The organism is Sphingobacterium sp. UBA5789, from assembly GCF_002418355.1.
GTDB lineage: Bacteria > Bacteroidota > Bacteroidia > Sphingobacteriales > Sphingobacteriaceae > Sphingobacterium.
This window is the reverse complement of the sequence record NZ_DIDX01000003.1, coordinates 475,718-494,685: the sequence shown is the minus strand read 5'-3', so window position 1 is coordinate 494,685 and position 18,968 is coordinate 475,718. Positions and strand designations below refer to the sequence as shown.

The 18,968-nt window shown below is 40.9% G+C and carries 13 protein-coding genes; 5 read left to right on the top strand and 8 right to left on the bottom strand.

The features are described from left to right. Window positions 1–15: 15 nt before the first annotated feature. Window positions 16–723, bottom strand: a complete 708-nt coding sequence (locus tag B4B65_RS08420; protein ID WP_293915043.1) for a 3-keto-disaccharide hydrolase — start codon at window positions 721–723, stop codon at window positions 16–18. Window positions 724–985: 262 nt separating this feature from the next. Between B4B65_RS08420 and B4B65_RS08415 the strand changes: the two genes are divergently transcribed. From B4B65_RS08415 to B4B65_RS08400, 4 genes are read left to right on the top strand one after another with little or no spacing between them, the layout of a single operon-like run. After that, window positions 986–4,099: a SusC/RagA family TonB-linked outer membrane protein gene (locus B4B65_RS08415; protein ID WP_293915041.1), complete on the top strand. Its 3,114-nt coding sequence runs from the start codon at window positions 986–988 to the stop codon at window positions 4,097–4,099. Between the two features lie 4 nt (window positions 4,100–4,103). Further along, window positions 4,104–5,513, top strand: a complete 1,410-nt coding sequence (locus B4B65_RS08410; RefSeq protein ID WP_293915039.1) for a RagB/SusD family nutrient uptake outer membrane protein — start codon at window positions 4,104–4,106, stop codon at window positions 5,511–5,513. Between the two features lie 19 nt (window positions 5,514–5,532). After that, window positions 5,533–6,585 (top strand): isoaspartyl peptidase/L-asparaginase family protein, encoded by a 1,053-nt coding sequence (locus B4B65_RS08405; protein WP_293915037.1) that lies wholly within the window; start codon window positions 5,533–5,535, stop codon window positions 6,583–6,585. A 2-nt stretch (window positions 6,586–6,587) separates the two neighbouring features. Continuing rightward, window positions 6,588–7,442, top strand: coding sequence for a cyanophycinase (locus B4B65_RS08400; protein ID WP_201680145.1), 855 nt, complete (start codon window positions 6,588–6,590; stop codon window positions 7,440–7,442). 21 nt (window positions 7,443–7,463) lie between these two features. Here B4B65_RS08400 and ccoS read toward each other — a convergent pair whose 3' ends face one another. The 7 genes from ccoS to ettA all read right to left on the bottom strand — a co-directional run bounded on the left by ccoS (window position 7,464) and on the right by ettA (window position 16,199). Next, on the bottom strand, window positions 7,464–7,634 hold the full coding sequence (ccoS, locus tag B4B65_RS08395) for a cbb3-type cytochrome oxidase assembly protein CcoS (protein ID WP_201680146.1): 171 nt from the start codon (window positions 7,632–7,634) through the stop codon (window positions 7,464–7,466). Between the two features lie 260 nt (window positions 7,635–7,894). Next, window positions 7,895–10,288, bottom strand: a complete 2,394-nt coding sequence (locus tag B4B65_RS08390; RefSeq protein ID WP_293915033.1) for a heavy metal translocating P-type ATPase — start codon at window positions 10,286–10,288, stop codon at window positions 7,895–7,897. A gap of 2 nt (window positions 10,289–10,290) precedes the next feature. Beyond that, window positions 10,291–11,655: an oxygen-independent coproporphyrinogen III oxidase gene (gene hemN, locus B4B65_RS08385; protein ID WP_293915031.1), complete on the bottom strand. Its 1,365-nt coding sequence runs from the start codon at window positions 11,653–11,655 to the stop codon at window positions 10,291–10,293. Beyond that, window positions 11,645–12,088, bottom strand: a complete 444-nt coding sequence (locus tag B4B65_RS08380) for a lactate dehydrogenase (RefSeq protein ID WP_293915029.1) — start codon at window positions 12,086–12,088, stop codon at window positions 11,645–11,647. The genes hemN and B4B65_RS08380 overlap by 11 nt, the downstream gene beginning before the upstream one ends. Before the next feature lie 166 nt (window positions 12,089–12,254). Then, a complete protein-coding gene (locus B4B65_RS08375) occupies window positions 12,255–13,316 on the bottom strand; it encodes a response regulator (RefSeq protein WP_201680150.1) in 1,062 nt (353 codons plus the stop codon). A gap of 9 nt (window positions 13,317–13,325) precedes the next feature. Continuing rightward, window positions 13,326–14,510, bottom strand: coding sequence for a PAS domain-containing sensor histidine kinase (locus B4B65_RS08370; protein WP_201680151.1), 1,185 nt, complete (start codon window positions 14,508–14,510; stop codon window positions 13,326–13,328). A gap of 6 nt (window positions 14,511–14,516) precedes the next feature. Continuing rightward, window positions 14,517–16,199, bottom strand: coding sequence for an energy-dependent translational throttle protein EttA (ettA, locus tag B4B65_RS08365; RefSeq protein ID WP_293915026.1), 1,683 nt, complete (start codon window positions 16,197–16,199; stop codon window positions 14,517–14,519). Window positions 16,200–16,386: 187 nt separating this feature from the next. On the opposite strand from ettA, the gene B4B65_RS08360 reads away from it, so the two are divergent. After that, window positions 16,387–18,936, top strand: coding sequence for an ATP-dependent Clp protease ATP-binding subunit (locus B4B65_RS08360; RefSeq protein ID WP_003010490.1), 2,550 nt, complete (start codon window positions 16,387–16,389; stop codon window positions 18,934–18,936). Window positions 18,937–18,968 lie beyond the last annotated feature (32 nt).

Here is an 18,968-nt window from a genome sequence, read left to right as displayed (position 1 = left end):
CAGCGGATTACAGGATTATGGCAGCTCTATAATCCTTAAATTACGAAAATGTATTTCGGCTCCTTCTGATTCAAGACACAGATATCCTTTACGGGAAGAGGATTGGCGAACTCCGTTGACAAACTTACCGTTAACCGAAAGTTTGACAGTACCATCTACACAGACAACCTCATAGGTATTCCATTCACCTTTTCCTTTTGCCCTATTTTCTATTGACTTACTGCGTTCGCCGCGAGGATTATCCGGAATGGTGGTCACTCCACCTGCACCGAAAAGTTCTCCATGCACATATGCGATGGGCGGTTTGACACCATCTCTGATATGCTGATTGACCCAATCCAGTTCCAGCATCTGCACCTCTACGCCCGCCGGCAGACGTGTACCTTCCTGCGGAACGGCATCGCACCAGACAAATACGCCTGAATTCCCACCTGCTTCCATATGCTTCCACTCTACATGAAGTATAAAATTCTCATACATTTTTTCTGACCGCATCACTCCTATCGGAAGTCCTTTGCAAATCAGCAGATCCTTTTGCTTATACCATGTTTCCGGACTGGTATTGACATCTATCCATTGAATAGGCTTTGCTTTTATATGGGTATTACCAGTCAAGGTGCTTAGTGGAATCTCTGTACCGAAAGAAAGTGTTGTCTTATCCTGTGCCCTGAGAGTGGTGCTAAATAAAATCAAAAAGAAAAAAGGAATTAAATAACGTTTCATGCGGGCTTATAATATGCTTGTCAGGTTCTATGATTAACAGCTATGAAAATAAGATATTTTTAATAAACCTGAAAGTTTGCAACTAAAATTATACAACACTTTAATTTTGTGATAAAACCTATTAAAATAAAGAAATAATATCAAACCTTCTTTAATCTTTTAATATTTTGCTTTTGAATAGATTAATAATTACATTAGACTATCAAAATAACGTTTAATTAATTATCCCTTTTCTTCAACTACTAACCTTAAAACTACAGTTATGAAAGTAAAAATGCATTTGCATGCACTTTTGATTCTGGGGTTATCCTATCAACTCCAGCATCCGTTAGATTCTTTTGCAAAAGAAAGTGCAGCTATAAAGTCCTCTCCTCCTGTTTCGTCTATTTATCAGACTACCTTAAGAGGAAAGGTTGTCAACGATAAAGGAGAAGGTATTGCCGGAGTTACGATCAAAAACCTGAGTGCCGGCCATACGGTACAATCTTCAGCTGACGGGACATTCACCATTCAGGGAAAAGTATCCGATAAACTGTCCTTTACCTATGTAGGGTATGATGCTCTCCAGTATACGGTATCAGATACTGCTCCTATGACCATCACATTATCCAATTCCAGTGTTGTACTGGAAGACATTACCATTACAGGTTATACAAGCTATGCGAAGAAGCTTTCCAGTAATGTGGCCACTACGATACAGGCTAAAGCCATTGAACAGGTTCCTATGGCTTCTCTGGATCAGGTACTACAGGGGCGCGTACCGGGGATGAGTGTATTGGCTAGTTCAGGACAGCCGGGAGCCAATGCCAGTGTGATTATCCGTGGTGTAGGAAGTATCAACGGAGTAACGACTCCTCTGTATGTAGTGGATGGTATTCCTATTTCCGCATCGGAGCTCAAAAACTATAATTCCAATGATTTTGAGAACGTCACCGTTTTACGTGACGCTTCTGCGAAGTCTCTGTATGGATCAAGGGGATCAAACGGAGTTATCGTTATTACGACTAAGAAAGGAAAAGCAGGCGGATTATCCGTTAATTACACCTCCCAGTATGGAGTTTCCAAACTAACACGTCCGAAATTCCAGATGATGAACAGTGAACAGCGTCTGCGTTTTGAAGAAGAGGTCGGACTTGAGATGGATGATGATATCGGTCCGGGCTGGACATATTCATCCAAAAACCCTACAAATGCCAACTGGACACCTGCCGAAGCAGCCAACGCGGGCCGTATTCTGGACAGTCTCCGCGGACTGAATGTAGACTGGAGAGATTATTTCTTCCAGACCGGAAAATTTATGGAACAACAGGCCAGTCTGAGTGGTGGAAATGAAAATGTACGCTTCTTTAACAGTGTTGGCTATTACAAACAGGATGGTGTAGCTGTACGTTCCGGTCTGGAAAGGTATACGCTCCGCAGCAATGTAGATTTTAATATGAACAAATTTTCCGGAGGGGTAAATGTAACTATTGGATATTCCAATTCCAGTTTTACAGAAGGTGTAGGCGAAAGCAGAGTCGGCTCCTCTATGGCTTCCGTATTTTATGCTCTTCCATATGAATATCCGTACGCTCCTGACGGCACATTGATTCACTTCGGAAATGAAGATGATTATAATATTCTTGATCAGCGTGAAGGAAGTGCCGGCCTGGAACGTTTACTCAATTCAAGTAGTAAAAGCGAACTGTTCAGCACCAATATAGGGATGAATCTGGCTTATCAGATTACACCACAGCTAAGAGCCCATACACGACTGGGGATTGATTACAAAAATACAGTCACACAAGACTATATTAATCCGGATTCATACTATGGATCCCGCAACCGCGCACCTACTATTGGTGGAAAAGGTTTGTTCGGAGAAGGATATGCCCGAACTACCAGTCTTATTTCCACATCCGGACTGACTTATCAGAATACGTTTGCGGATGAGCATAATGTAGAATTTTCCGGATATTTCGAGTATTTGTATGACCGCTATCGTGCATTTGGTTATCAGGGATACGGTATTGATGGTCGGTTACCAGAAACTCCTGCAGGAGTTAACGTCAGTCCAACCTTTCTTCCGGGAATAAACGGAGGTCGTACCCGAAGTGCATTAGCTTCATTTTTAGGTACAGGACGCTATTCTTATGCTAATAAATACTCACTGACTGCCAGTTACCGTTACGATGGATCTACAAAAGTAGCGAAAGAGAACCGCTGGCATGGATTCTATTCTGTAGGAGCCAACTGGAATGTAAAAGGAGAAGATTTTTTACAAGGTAGTACCTTTATACAAGGGTTGAATGTACGTGCAAGTTATGGTACTACAGCCAGTCAGTTTGCAAGTGATTTTCTATACTTAGCTACATACAAGACTGATATTTCATATGGAGGAGAAACTGCTATTCGTCCGGTCACTCCGGGAAATCCTCAATTTGACTGGGAATATGTAGATGAATTCAATGCCGGATTTGATCTGGAGCTGTTTCCAAAGAAAAGGCTTAGAATCTCTGCAGACTACTATAACAAACTAACAAAGAACATGTTCATCGACCAACCATTATCTATGACCTCTGGTTTTGATATGCTTTCCCTTAGTTCGGGAAAAATGCGTAACCGTGGTATAGAATTCAGTGTACAGGGAGATGTGATCAACAAAGAAGACTTTGGTTTTAGTCTGGGCGTAAATGGAGCTTACAATAAAAATAAAATTTTATTCCTCTCTGATGTTTTGACAGAAACTCCAGATGGAGATACCCGTATCTTAAAAGTAGGCATGCCATACGGTACATATTACGCTCCTGAATGGGCAGGTGTCAATCCGGATACGGGAGAACCTCAATACTACAACCGGGACGGTTCTATTACCACTACTTATGATGAATCCTCGCAAAGTGTCACCAAATCAGGCACGTTATACCCTTCCTTTATCGGAGGATTTACCACCGGATTACGTTGGAAAGACCTGACATTGGATGCCTTATTCTCCTTTGTGACAAATGTACAACGTTGGAACAATGAAGATTTCTACAATGAAAATGCAGATTATATGACCAGTAATCAATCTATACGGATGTTGGAAAACCGGTGGAAAAAAGCAGGAGATCAGGCCATCCTGCAACGTATAGATATCCCGAGACAATATACATCCAAGGATATTCAGGATGCATCCTTTCTGCGTCTTCGTAATGTCAATCTGAGTTACAATCTACCGCAGTCAGCCTTGTCTAAAATTGGTTTTGTAAAAGGGGTACGAATATTTTTTCAGGGACAGAATCTGCTCACCTGGACATCATGGAGAGGTCTGGATCCGGAGAACAGTGAAGCCAGAGGCCGCTTCCAATATCCTGCACCAAGAACATATACTGCTGGCTTAAATGTTAAATTCTAATATCATGAAAAGAAATACAATGTTATTCAAAAAAATAGTTTGGACGATTATCCTTCCGGTAAGTTTACTTTCTTTTCAGGCCTGTAACGAACTGGATATCAAACCAACAGACACAATAGACCCGGATAAGGCATTTCGCAATCTGGAAGATATAGATATGGGGATAAAAGGTGCCTATGAGGGCATAGATTATAGTCTGATCGAGAACAATGTAACGGTGTCTGATGAAGCCATTATGCCTGCAGAAAATGTGGTTAGCAATACTAATGCCTATCGCTGGCTATATAATGCGAGTAGTGGATCCGTAACTACAGCATTTCGAACATACTATATTGTCATTGACAGAACGAACCGTGTATTGGCCGGATTAGAGAAACTTACGAATGTAGATGAAACCGAAAAGAGACACTACAGGGGTGAATTACTTGCTATCCGGGCATATGCACATCTGGAACTTTTAAGAGCATATGCAGGTGGATACGAACCCGCTAATCTGGCTGTTCCTTATATGTTGGAATCCAAAATCAGCTATCCAGCCCGTAATACAGTACAGGAAGTGATCAATTTTATAAAGACAGATCTGAATGAGGCTCTCAATCTCATCGGAGATGAAGCATCTGTAAATCGTATTTCCAAGCCTGCTGTTTATGCAATTCTGGCCCGTACCGCTTTATACAGCAAAGACTGGCCTTTAGCTATATCCGCTTCTACATCGGCAATCAATGCCAAACCTTTGGCTTCCCAACAAAACTTTGCCAGAATATGGACAGATCAGTCAGAAGATGAAGTGATCTGGTCTTTGAAAAAATCTCAAGTCAGTGACTCTTATATAGGAAGCTTTCTGTTCAGAGAAGACGGAGGTATTGCTTTATTTGCGCCTTCCAATAAACTGTTAAATTTATTTGACAAGGACAATGATATTCGTTATTTGAGTTATATCACCTATGATCCCGACAGAGGAGCAGGTAAATCTCCATATTTAATCAAAAAATATGAGGGAAGTAAAATTATTGCCCCGGGACTGACTAATATCAAACTTTTCCGCACAGGCGAAATGTACCTGATACGTGCAGAGGCATATGCCGAAACACCAAACCAATTGTTAGGTACTGCAGATCTTAATCAGCTCCGCAAATCCAGAATTACTGGTTATACAGATCAGACATTTGCTGATAAAGAAGCGCTAATACGTGAGATCTATACGGAGCGCTATAAAGAGCTTGCTTACGAAGGACACCGCTTTTTTGATTTGAAACGCAGAAATCTTCCTGTACAACGTTCGGCTCAGGATGCTGTGAATACATCAGGAGCATTAACATTAGAGTCCGGAAAAGCACAGTATAACTTCCCGATACCGGCAACAGAAATGTCCGTCAATAAAAATATGGTTCAAAATCCGAATTACTCAAATTAGCAGCTCAACTTACTATAACATGAAAAGAACAATAATAATCCTACTGGCGATTGGTACTACTTTGGTTGCATTCAAAAATGCACCTGATCCACCTGTCCGAACATCAAATACGGATAAAACCTATGTTTTGGCTATTCACGGCGGAGCAGGAACTATTCTGCGCTCCAATATGACTCCGGAGATGGAAAAAGCATACAAAGATGCACTGACTCTAGCCCTACAGAAGGGATATGAGCAGATCAAAAATGGCAAGTCGAGTCTTGATGCCGTAGAACAGGCTATTCATGTTATGGAAGATTCTCCTCTCTTTAATGCCGGGAAAGGGGCTGTATTTACCAATGACGGCAAAAACGAGTTGGATGCTTCTATTATGAATGGTAAAACGCTGGAAGCCGGAGCTGTAGCGGGTGTGACAACTATCAAAAATCCGATCAGCGCTGCCCGTGCAGTAATGGAAAAATCCGAACATGTCATGATGGTAGGAAAAGGTGCAGAACTTTTTGCCAGACAAGCTGGCATTGAAATCGTAGATCCTTCTTATTTCTGGACAAAAATGCGGTGGGATGCCTTGCAAAAAATCAAGAAAGAAGACAGCACCAAGGTACAACTGGATCACGATCAGAAGCAGAGCCAACGTTTGGGTATACTTAACAAAGATTCCAAATTTGGAACTGTCGGCTGTGTAGCTCTGGACAAAAACGGAAATCTGGCAGCAGGAACTTCTACAGGCGGTATGACCAATAAGAAGTTTGGCCGCGTGGGTGATTCTCCGATCATTGGAGCCGGAACTTATGCCAACAATGCTACGGTAGCCGTATCCTGCACAGGCTGGGGTGAATATTATATCCGCAATGTAGCTGCCTATACAGTCTCTGCCCTGATGGAATACAAACAGGAATCTGTCAAAGTTGCGAGTCAGACAGTAATCGATAATATTGGAAAAATGGGTGGTGACGGAGGTTTGATCGCCTTAGATAAATCGGGTAATCTTGCTATGCCTTTTAATACTGAAGGTATGTACCGCGGTATGATCACATCAGATGGTCAGATCGAAATATATATTTACAAATAGTTATGAAATTAAAATTCAAGAAAGCACTCCTGATCGTTGGTCTGGGGTGCTTATCCTTAACATCTTTTGCAAAAGAAATAAAGGAGCCCAAAGGCTCTCTGTTTATTATCGGAGGTGGAGCTAAAGATCCGCAGCTGATCCGTAGTATGGTCGATGCTGCAGCATTATCTGCCCAGGATTATATTATGATACTGCCTATGGCCAGTACAGTGGCCGATGCTTCTGTAGCCGATATAAAAGAACAACTGCAGGAAGTAACAGATCATAAAATAACAGCTATAAATTTCTCTAAAGCTGATGCATCAGATCCCAGACTGGTAGATTCTGTAAGAAAAGCAAAACTCATCTATATAACCGGAGGCGATCAGAACAGATTCATGGCTGTGGTCGAGCAGTCTCCCTTATTTGATGCTATTCACAACGCTTATCAACAAGGGGCCTGTATTGCAGGTACAAGTGCAGGTGCTGCAATCATGAGCGATCAGATGATTACCGGTGAGCAAGCTCAGGATTCTACTTATCGGGCTACCTTTAACCGGTTGAACAAAGATAATTTAGTCACTGCAAAAGGAATGGGACTCATCCGCACAGCTATTATTGATCAGCATTTTATCAAGAGAAGCCGTTATAACAGATTATTTTCTGCTTTAGCTGAACATCCGGATAAGATCTGTATTGGTATAGATGAGAGCACTGCAATACTTATTCACAATAAAAAAGCAAAAGTCGTAGGGCAGTTTCAGGTTGTAGTGGCCAGCAAACCAGTAAAACTGGAGGTAAATAAAGACGGCAGAATTATCTGGGATGATATCCGGCTCAGTATTTACGATAACGGAAAAACGTTTCCGATACAATAAGACAACCGGCAGAAAGAGGATTTATTTATGTTTTTCGGCAGGTATCTCTTTGACTTCATCATCAAATAAGATCCGAACCGAAGGCGTGTAAGTATCTTCATTCTGCCCTGTTTTATGTGCCCAGAAAAAAGCACCTAAAAAGATCAATGCCACAAAAATACTGCATCCGATCAGAAAAAATATTATACTCATATCTATATTTTTTAATACCCTACCGGGAATTGTTCCTGTTGTATCTTATTAAAACCTCTCTGCTCTTCGGGCATCTCTCCTTAAAAAGGAGAGAATTCTATAACAGCACACAGCGTAACTTTATAAACTACATTAATCCTCTAAACCTTTTCAACTTCTTATAAACCTCTCTGCCCTACGGGCATCTCTCCTTAAAAAGGAGAGAATTATCAACTTTATTTCATTGCGTTTGCTGGTGTCCACACCAGCAATTGAAAATGCTAAAGCAGTTTTTTGCGTCTGGCATAATACCGGGTCACCAGACTTGTAAATGAAATAATAGTAACTGTACTTATAGGCATCAGGATCGCAGCAAACAACGGTGACATTGTACCTTGTACTGCAAAGCTCAGCCCTATTATATTGTATGTCAAAGAAATCACAAAACTCATATGAATGACCTTGACAGCATCTTTTGCAAAGGAGAAAAACTTCGGTAATTTTTCAAATGCTTCTCCATCTAATATCGCATCACATCCCGGAGAAAAATTATTGATATCATCACTTACCGCAATCCCCAGATTAGCCTTTCTCAGTGCTCCTGCATCATTAAGTCCGTCACCTAACATACACACTGACTTTCCCTGATTCTGCCATTTTTCTATGGCAGACAATTTATCCAAAGGGCTCTGATTGAACAGCAATACCGAACGTATCGGAAAGATAAGCTTCAAACTGTCCGAACGCCGGTCATTATCTCCTGACAGCAGATGTAATTCATAGTTTTGTTCTAATTTATTTACCAATGAGGTTAATCCTGGTCGCCAGGATTGTTCCAGTGTAAAGCAGCCTTTAACTATTCCGTTGATCATCACATACACAGCTGATCCTTTTTCTTCCTGATGTCTGATTTCCAGAAAAGATGCGCTCCCCACCATAAAAGCAAATTCACCAGTAACTGCCTGTATACCTTTTCCCGGAATTTCCGAATAATAATCTAATGGAACAGCACTACTGACACCCAGCCAGCGAACGATTTCACGGCTCAGAGGATGGCTGGAATTGCGACAGATAGAGGAAAGCATGACCTGTTCATCTTTACTTAAAGATCCTTCGTAAAACAGGGAAGACTTTGTCGGAGAAGAAATAGTACCTGTTTTATCGAATACCACAGTATCTATAGCTGCCATCTGCTCAATAGCAGCGGTATTCTTGATGTAGAATTTGTTTTTGTCAAATATACTCAAGGCCGCTGAAAGTGTGAAAGGAGAGCTTAAAGCCAGTGCGCACGGACAGGCAATAATAAGAACAGCTGTAAATGCTCCCCATGCACGACCGGCATCTCCACCTGTCAACCAGATAATCGAAGATACAAATGCTATTAATAAAAGACCTAAAGTGAAATACTTACTGATAAACCCGATAAAAGTATCAAACTGCTTGTCGTATGCTTTAAAACTTTCATTATTCCATAGTTTCGTCAGATAACTCTGGGATACGGGTTTCACCACCTCCAGTTCGATTGCTTCCGCAATCTGTCTTCCTCCGGCATAGACCACCTCCCCCAACACTTTGCTGACTTCCTTGGATTCGCCTGTTACAAAACTAAAATCCACAGAAGCCTGTCCTTTCAGCAGAATTGCATCTGCAGGGATAATTTCATTATTGCGAACCAAAATACGGTCTCCAACTTTCAGATCCCCGATTGGTGTGGGTTTATCTCCTTCATTGGAAATTACAGTTACTGCTACCGGGAAATAAGAACGGTAATCCCGCTCAAATGATATGTGATAGTAGGTCCTTTGCTGTACCCACTTTCCGATCAGAATAAAAAACACTAAACTACATAAAGTGTCCCCAAATCCGGGACCTGAAACCGTCAGTACTTCAATAGCTGTACGTAAAAACAACACAAAAATGCCCAGAGCCAGCGGAACATCCAGATTCAACCGTTTTTGTTTCAGACTTAACCAGGCAGAACGAAAGTAATCAGATGCACTATACAGCAATACAGGAAGAGTAAACAGCAGATTCATATATCCGAAAAAAGCAGAATAACTCTTCTCAAAAGACGCCATTCCAAAATACTCCGGGAAGCTAAGCATCATGGAATTGCCAAAACAAAATCCGGCAACTGCTATTTTCCGAACCAGATTATCCTGATTAAGTTTCTGCCCTTCTTTGACTACATCCTGAAGCGTGATCTTTGGCTCGTATCCTATATCTGTCAGCAATGTCACGATTGCCCGCAGTGATACCTCCTGATGTTTGAATTTGATCGTCGCCTGCTTCTTCATAAAATCTACCTGGGAAGAAACAATTGCAGGATTAAGTTTATACAAATGCTCGAGTAACCAGATACAGGAACTACAGTGAATCACCGGGATATATACTGTAATAATGGCAAGCTCATCATCTTTATAATCCAGCAGTTTTGAAGCGATCTCTTCTTCATCCAGATAGCTAAGATCCACCCGTTTTGTTTTATTTACCTTACCGGGATGCGCATTATAACGGTAATAACTTTCCAGATTATTTGAACTTAATATCTGATAAACGGTCTGACAACCCAGGCAACAAAAATCATGATCATCCAGATGAAACCCGGTCACTTCAACCTGATCGCCACAGTGAAAGCACTTTTCCTTTACCTGAATATTATACTTCGTTTCCATTACTATATTGCTTGACTGAATAATCGGTTCTGTTCTTTTGACTGTTGCAGACGCTCATCAAAAGCCATACAGATATTACGTAAAAAAGATTTTCCGGTTTCTGTAATACATACATTATCTGCTCCCATTGTCAGTAAACCATCCAGAAACATCGGTTCCAGACGCTCTTTGATCGGTGTATTCAGTTTAAAATCTTTTTCAAATTCCATTTCCCCCCTACACATCATATGCAGGATATATCTTCTCAATATCTCATCCTCTTCAGTCAGCAAATGTCCTTTTACAACAGGCAATTTCTCTTCTGCTATTAACTGGTGATATTCTTCTACGGTCTTTACATTCTGAGCAAAACCAGTCCATGCATCACTGATAGAAGATACCCCCAACCCAATCATTAACGGAGTATAGCGATCCGCATATCCCATGAAATTCCGGTGTAACCTTCCTTCCCGGGAAGCCAGAAACAATTCATCATCAGGTCTGGCAAAATGATCCATTCCTACATCTTCATATCCTTCTTTTCTAATCATTTGTTTTCCCAGATTATACAGTCTGAGTTTATTTTCACCCTCTGGCAAATCCATTTCTGTGAACCTGCGCTGACCCGGTTTGATCCAGGGTACATGAGCATAACTATAAAAAGATATGCGATCCGGTCGCATTTCCAATGCTTTATCTATAGTCTGTGTAATCGTATTTTCGGTCTGAAAAGGAAGACCATAGATCAGATCAAAGTTGATGGAAGTATAGCCTATTGCCCGCGCCTGTGCAACGACACGCTCTACATCCTCAACTGTTTGCAGACGATTGATCACGAACTGTACTTTAGCATCAAAATCCTGTATACCCAGACTTAAACGTCTAAAACCCAAACCATAAAGCGTTTCGAGATGCTTTTCAGTTGTATTCGCAGGATGAGCTTCAAAAGAGAAAGAAGCATCTTCAGCACAGCTATTGCCCGCCAGAATACCTGTTATCAACCGTTCCAGATTAGCAGGCTGAAAAAAAGTTGGAGTTCCTCCGCCCAGATGGATTTCACTGATTTTTAAAGTAGTGTCTCCTATAATCTGTTTGTACATATCCCACTCTTTCAATACAGCAGTAATATACGGCTCTTCGACTTTATGATTTTTAGTAATACGGGTATTACAACCACAATAGGTACATAAATCTTCACAAAATGGCAAATGAATATAAATACTGATTCCATTCGCACCAGAGCTTATATAAGTTTGCTTTACCCGATTTTCCCAATCTGGCGTATTAAATCTGTCATTTTCCCAAAACGGAACGGTAGGATAACTGGTGTAACGGGGCGCCGCCACATTATATTTACGAATCAGGTGTTCGATGTTTTTATTCTCCATCTTTCAGATGTTTAGATTTATCTTCCAGGGCAGCACAGTCATTAGAGCAACAACAAGCCCGGCCTACACATTTACCATTTTCCCAGAGATTAAGATTACGGATTGTCTGTCTGGCGACACCTTCTATAGTCTGATTTTCGTAAGGGGTATTGGCTATTTTAATGTTGAGGAGACTGGCTTCCTCTGTATCAATATGTAAAGTCCCGATAGATCTGGTGATCAAATACTGAACGCCAAGCGTTTTGAGTTCACGCAAAATATTTTTATCCAGAATGTCGTCATCCGACACAATGATTGCTTTTTTTCCGATAGCATAGTGGACAGTACTATGATTCAATTCATTGCATATCAATGTCAGATCGTGCAACTTTCCATTGGCAAGTACCAATATCTCTTTCTCTTCAGGCTTAATATTATAGGCAACGACTTTCATGTAATATCTTCTCCATTTATTCGATAACGCAAAACAAATTTAAGTTATATATATACCCTCCTTCGTGAAGGCTATCAAGTAAAGAAGTGATATTCATCACTATATCACAAAAAAAAGGAGAGGCTTTCTGTGCGAAAACCTCTCCTCTTTCTATATTGACATCTGATTACTGTTTAATCTTTCTCAATTTTTCTACAGAAAATATCCGGATTGCATTGCCTTCTTTTTTGATCAGTTTTTCATCTTTAAAATCGGCCAGCATCCTGCTGATCGTTTCATTGGCTGTACCTGCCAAAGCTGCAAGATCATCTCTTGAGATACGGATAAGATACTCATCTTCATGCTCAGCCTCTGATTTTTCAGCGACATCGACCAAAGCATTAGCCACACGTTTACGTACAGAATCATAGGCCAGTTCCAGAAGTTTCTCTTCTTTTTCCCTGATATTACCTGATAACAGTTTGATAAACTTACCTGTAACAGCCGGTTTCCGATAAAGTAATTCAAAGAAATCATCCTTTGCAATCAATGCCACTTCCGAATCTTCCAGAGCAGATGCGTTATCACTGTACTTTTCATTTAACAATACAGACTCATATCCAAAGAAACTGCGGTCTATATGTATATCTGTCGAAAGCTCTCTTCCATCCATATAATACAGAAAACTTCTTATTCGCCCTTTAATAAGGTAGTAAACAAAAATAGGGTTGTCTCCTGATTCATAAATAGCCTGCTTCTTCTTGAAGAGCTTTACTCTTGAAGATTCGATCAGATCTTTTAGAAGTATCTGCTGTTCTTCATCACTCAATTGCAGACCATCATGTCCGGGTGCAGTCTTAGCTACTAATTGCCCTCTTTTCCGCAATCGGCTTTCGATAGCATTTAGCAGTTCGAGATCATCAAATGGCTTAGTAAGATAGTCATCTGCCCCCATTTCCATCGCTTTTCGCATGTCTACCCGTTCACTTTTGGCTGTCAGAAAAATAAAAGGAATGGTAGCGGTTTCTTCATGTTTACTCAACATGTAAAGCACTCCATAGCCGTCCAGCTCAGGCATCATAATATCACAAAGAATCAGATCGGGAAGATGTTTGATAGCAAGATCAACACCAATCTTTCCATTTTCAGCCGTAATGATATTATAATTCCCTGTCAATTCGAGTATTTCAGCTGTACCTTCCCGAATTTCAAAGTTATCTTCAATAATTAAGATATTCTTCTTATCCATTTTTATTAATTATTGTTCAAAAGTGAGTAAAAAAGATGTTCCTTCATTTATAACAGATCTGTACACCAGATGTCCGCCCAGCAATTCGACATAGCGCCTTACGATATTCAGTCCCAATCCTGTTCCCGGTATGTTGCCGGTATTATGAGCCCGGAAAAATGGCTCAAACAGATTGACCTGATCTTCTTCCGGAATACCGATACCATTATCTTTGATACTAACCGTGCAGGTATTTCCTTCAATCATCGTACTGAATTCAATAAACGTATCTTCACCAGAATATTTCACGGCATTGGAGATAAGGTTGATCGCAATACTTTTCCACAGATGCGCATCCATCGTAAACTCTGCTTCCGTACCGGTATGTTCATATACGATATGCTGATTTTTCTTACAGATCATCTGCATCTCTTCTGTGATTTCTTCTGCCAGCGTAACCAGATTGATGCGCTCTTTCTGAACAGCTACCACACCAGCTTCCAGTTTTTCCAGTGAAAGAAAATCATTCAGAATATTAGTCAATAGCTGAACGGATCCTTTGATACGTGACGTGTGTTTACGTACATTCAGAAAATCCGGTTTCTCTATATACTTTTCGATAAGAGAAGCCGACAGCTGGATGGAGCTCAACGGTGTCCTGAATTCATGGGAAGCCATAGACACAAAGCGTGACTTCATCTGACCTAGTTCTTTTTCCTTTTCAAGCGAATTACTGACTTCTGCCTTTGCCTTTTCAAGTTCGGAAACCGTCTTTATGAGATCTTTAGTACGTTCACGGATTCGCTGTTCCAGTTCAAGAGCATGCTTCAACAGTTTATCTTCAGCAGCCTTTTCTTTGGAAAGGTCATGGATAAATCCTGTAAATACATTCTTATGTTCATAGAACACTTCGCTTACAGCCAATCGGAAAGGAAAGGTACTGCCATCCTTACGACGGCCCAGCACTTCTCTTCCGATTCCTATGATTTTTTTTTGACCAGTCTCTTTATAATTATGAATATAGCTGTCATGCTTACTGCGGTCCGGCTCAGGCATAAGTATAGAGATATTATGCCCGATCACCTCTTCCGGCGAATAACCAAACAGACTGGAAGCTGCAGGATTAATACTTTCTACTATCCCTTTATTATCAATCGTAATAATACCATCAATGGCATGATCAATGATTGCTTTTAATAACTTTGCTGCTTCCACTTGTCTTTATTTTACCAACTTTTTATATTTCACACGTTTCGGAGCGACATCTCCCAGTCTTTTCTTACGATTCTCTTCATATTCGCTGTAGTTACCTTCAAAGAAGTAAGCCTGGGAGTCTCCTTCAAAAGCAAGAATATGTGTACAAATACGATCCAGGAACCATCTGTCGTGGGAAATAACAACAGCACAGCCACCAAAATTTTCCAATCCTTCTTCCAGGGCACGCAGTGTATTGACATCGATATCATTGGTAGGCTCATCGAGCAACAGTACATTAGAGCTTTTCTTTAATGTAATAGCCAGATGCACGCGGTTACGCTCACCTCCGGATAGCACGCCAACGTTTTTCTGCTGATCTGCACCGTTAAAATTGAATTTGGAAACATAGGCACGCGAGTTTACCGGACGATTGCCCAATAAAATATTATCATTTCCGTCTGTAATATTTTCCCATACCGATTTATTAGGATCCAGATCATTGTGCATCTGATCCACATAACCCAAAACAACTGTCTCTCCTACTTTGAATGTACCTGTATCCGGACTCTCCTGTCCTGTGATTAATCTGAATAAAGTGGTTTTACCAACTCCGTTTGGCCCGATAATCCCTACAATACCTGCAGGAGGTAGTGAGAAACTCAGGTTTTCAAATAAAATACGGTCGCCGTAAGATTTGGAGATATTGTTTGCTTCTATAACGACATTTCCAAGACGCGGTCCCGGAGGAATAAAAAGCTCCAGTTTTTCTTCGCGCTCTTTTGTTTCTTCAGAAGCCAGTTTTTCATAATTATGAAGACGGGCTTTAGATTTAGCATGACGGGCTTTGGGAGCCATACGTACCCATTCCAATTCACGCTCCAATGTTTTCTGACGTTTAGATTCTGTTTTTTCTTCCTGTGAAAGACGTTTAGCTTTCTGATCCAGCCATGAAGAATAATTTCCCTTCCATGGAATACCCTCTCCACGGTCCAGTTCCAGAATCCATCCGGCAACATTATCCAGAAAGTAACGGTCGTGCGTTACCGCTATAACGGTACCTTTGTATTGTTGTAAGTGTTGTTCCAGCCAGTCAATAGACTCTGCATCGAGGTGATTGGTTGGCTCATCCAGTAATAATACGTCCGGTTCCTGCAGTAATAAGCGACATAGTGCCACTCTTCTGCGCTCCCCTCCTGACAAATTGACAATTTTAGCTTCCGGTTCCGGACAACGGAGTGCATCCATGGCACGCTCCAGTCTGGAATCCAGTTCCCAGGCATTTGTCGCATCGATTTTATCCTGCAATTCTCCCTGTCTTGCCAGAAGTTTATCCATTTCATCTGCATTTTCATATACCTCAGGCAGACCAAATTTATCATTGATTTCTTCGTATTCCTTTAATATGGCTGTAATCTCAGCTACACCCTCTTCAACGATTTCACGAACAGTCTTTTCCGTATCCAATTCGGGTTCCTGAGCAAGATAGCCTACAGAATAGCCCGGTGAGAAAACTACCTCACCCTGAAAGGATTTGTCAAGACCGGCAATGATTTTTAAGAGTGAAGATTTTCCGGATCCATTAAGACCGATAACACCGATTTTGGCACCGTAAAAGAAGGATAAGTATATATTTTTTAAAACTTGTTTTTGAGGTGGGTAAATCTTGTTTACACCAGCCATCGAAAAGATAATTTTTTCGTCAGACATATTGATTTTTGTAACTGTTTTGTAAACAAAGATAAATAATCCGGCCGATAAACTGACATTTTGCTACATTTAGGCATATGGCGTAATTGTTGATAAGAATATTAAAATTAGCGTAAGATTTTTGGATATATATTTCTACATTTATAATATCCTTAATTCTAACCCCAAAACAGAAAGGTAAAACTACATGGAAGCAAAATTTTCACCACGCGTAAAGGATGTGATTTCCTACAGTCGAGAAGAAGCATTACGCCTTCGTCATGATTATATTGGCACGGAGCATCTTTTGCTTGGTCTGATTCGTGAGGGAGATGGAGTGGCGATTAAGATTTTGAAAAATATCGGTATCGATACTGCAGCCTTGCGTCAGTCTATTGAGGATGCAGTAAAGGGTTCTTCGGTGTCGCGTGCACCCATTGGCAATATGCCATTAACCAAACAAGCAGAAAAAGTACTTAAGATCACATACTTAGAAGCAAAAATATTTAAAAGTGATATCATCGGAACGGAGCATCTGATGCTGGCAATTCTGCGCGATGATGAAAATATCGCTTCGCAGATTCTTCAGCAATATCAGATATCATATGATGTCTTCAAAAGTGAAGTGGAACAGAATAAAACCACGATTACAGATGAAGCACCGGGATCATCTGCAGGTGGCGAGGATGAATATCCTGAAGAGGAACAATTCAATCAGCCTAAAAAGGTATCCGATATCAAATCCAAAACTCCGGTATTGGACAATTTCGGACGTGACCTTACAAAAGCTGCAGAAGAAGGTCGTCTGGATCCGATTGTAGGCCGTGAAAAAGAGATCGAACGTGTTTCGCAGATTTTATCACGCCGTAAAAAGAACAATCCGTTGCTGATCGGTGAGCCGGGTGTCGGTAAATCTGCTATCGCAGAAGGTCTGGCACTCCGTATTATTCAACGTAAAGTATCCCGTGTTCTCTTCAACAAACGTGTCGTTACTTTAGATCTGGCATCATTGGTAGCCGGTACTAAATATCGCGGACAGTTTGAAGAACGTATGAAAGCGGTCATGAATGAACTGGAAAAATCACCTGACGTGATCTTGTTTATCGATGAGATCCACACCATAGTCGGTGCAGGAGGAGCGTCCGGTTCACTGGATGCGTCCAATATGTTCAAACCAGCCCTGGCAAGAGGTGAGATTCAATGTATCGGTGCGACTACTCTTGATGAATATCGTCAGTACATCGAGAAAGATGGTGCTTTAGACCGTCGTTTTCAACGTGTCACTATCGAACCAGCAACTCATGATGAGACAGTAGAGATTCTGAACCGTATCAAAGAAAAATACGAAGAGCATCACAATGTAAACTATACTCCTGAAGCTATCGAAGCCTGTGTGTCTCTGACAACGAGATATATCACAGACCGTTTTCTTCCGGATAAAGCTATCGATGCACTGGATGAAGCTGGATCACGTGTTCACTTAAACAATATCCATGTTCCGCAATCCATTATCGATATCGAACAGAAGATTGAAGAAGTGAAAATCGAGAAAAACAAAGTGGTACGCAGTCAGAAATACGAAGAGGCTGCAAAACTTCGTGATTCGGAGAAAAAATTACTCGAAGAGTTAGAACGTGAAAAAACGGCCTGGGAAGCAGAAACCAAAACGAAACGCTACGTTGTTACGGAAGATAATGTAGCTGAAGTCGTATCCATGATGACCGGTATTCCTGTACAACGGGTAAGCCAGACAGATAGCCAGAAGCTATTAAATATGGGTGAATCGATGAAAGGCCGTATTATCGGACAAGACGATGCGGTACAAAAACTGGTTAAAGCTATCCAACGTACGCGTGCAGGACTGAAAGATCCTAAGAAACCTATCGGTTCCTTTATCTTCTTGGGTCCTACAGGTGTAGGTAAGACAGAGCTTGCAAAAGAACTTGCTCGATTTATGTTTGATTCTGAAGATTCACTGATCCAGATTGACATGAGTGAGTATATGGAGAAATTTGCAGTATCCCGATTAGTGGGAGCGCCTCCGGGATATGTAGGTTACGAAGAAGGTGGTCAGCTTACGGAAAAAGTACGTCGTAAACCTTATGCTGTAGTCTTACTGGATGAGATTGAAAAAGCTCACCCGGATGTATTCAACTTATTGTTACAGGTATTGGATGAAGGTCAGTTGACAGATAGTCTGGGACGTCGTGTAGACTTCCGTAATACGATTATTATTATGACTTCCAATATCGGAGCCCGTCAGTTGAAAGAATTCGGACAGGGAGTAGGTTTTACTACTGCTGCAAAAAGCAATCAGGCAGATTCACATTCAAGAGGTGTGATCGAGACAGCCTTGAAACGTGCATTTGCTCCTGAATTCTTAAACCGTATCGATGATGTCATTGTTTTCAATTCGTTAACAAAAGAAAACATTTTCAAAATCATTGATATTGAACTGAGATCACTGTTCACACGTATAGAAGGATTGGGTTATAAAATTCAGTTGACTGATACTGCTAAAGAATTCATTGCAGAAAAAGGCTATGATACCAATTTTGGAGCTCGTCCGTTGAAACGTGCTATTCAAAAATATCTGGAAGATCCGATTGCTGAAGAAATCCTGAAAGGAGAACTTCAGAGCGGGGCTACGTTAACGGTAGATCTGGATAAGGAGAAAAGTGAAATTACAGTTAAAGGCGAATCTCCGAAGGGAGGCAAAGACAAGCCAAAAGAATCTGATGTATCAAAAGATAATTAAGATTATTACTAAATAATTAGAAAAGCACCGAA

What these genes read in the sequence shown, in the direction of transcription:
- B4B65_RS08360 (WP_003010490.1), top strand. Translation starts at nt 16,387, where the DNA reads ATGGAAGCAAAATTTTCACCACGCGTAAAGGATGTGATTTCCTACAGT.
- ettA (WP_293915026.1), bottom strand. Translation starts at nt 16,199, where the DNA reads ATGTCTGACGAAAAAATTATCTTTTCGATGGCTGGTGTAAACAAGATT.
- hemN (WP_293915031.1), bottom strand. Translation starts at nt 11,655, where the DNA reads ATGGAGAATAAAAACATCGAACACCTGATTCGTAAATATAATGTGGCG.
- B4B65_RS08415 (WP_293915041.1), top strand. Translation starts at nt 986, where the DNA reads ATGAAAGTAAAAATGCATTTGCATGCACTTTTGATTCTGGGGTTATCC.
- B4B65_RS08390 (WP_293915033.1), bottom strand. Translation starts at nt 10,288, where the DNA reads ATGGAAACGAAGTATAATATTCAGGTAAAGGAAAAGTGCTTTCACTGT.
- B4B65_RS08400 (WP_201680145.1), top strand. Translation starts at nt 6,588, where the DNA reads ATGAAATTAAAATTCAAGAAAGCACTCCTGATCGTTGGTCTGGGGTGC.
- B4B65_RS08420 (WP_293915043.1), bottom strand. Translation starts at nt 723, where the DNA reads ATGAAACGTTATTTAATTCCTTTTTTCTTTTTGATTTTATTTAGCACC.
- B4B65_RS08380 (WP_293915029.1), bottom strand. Translation starts at nt 12,088, where the DNA reads ATGAAAGTCGTTGCCTATAATATTAAGCCTGAAGAGAAAGAGATATTG.
- ccoS (WP_201680146.1), bottom strand. Translation starts at nt 7,634, where the DNA reads ATGAGTATAATATTTTTTCTGATCGGATGCAGTATTTTTGTGGCATTG.
- B4B65_RS08375 (WP_201680150.1), bottom strand. Translation starts at nt 13,316, where the DNA reads ATGGATAAGAAGAATATCTTAATTATTGAAGATAACTTTGAAATTCGG.
- B4B65_RS08405 (WP_293915037.1), top strand. Translation starts at nt 5,533, where the DNA reads ATGAAAAGAACAATAATAATCCTACTGGCGATTGGTACTACTTTGGTT.
- B4B65_RS08410 (WP_293915039.1), top strand. Translation starts at nt 4,104, where the DNA reads ATGAAAAGAAATACAATGTTATTCAAAAAAATAGTTTGGACGATTATC.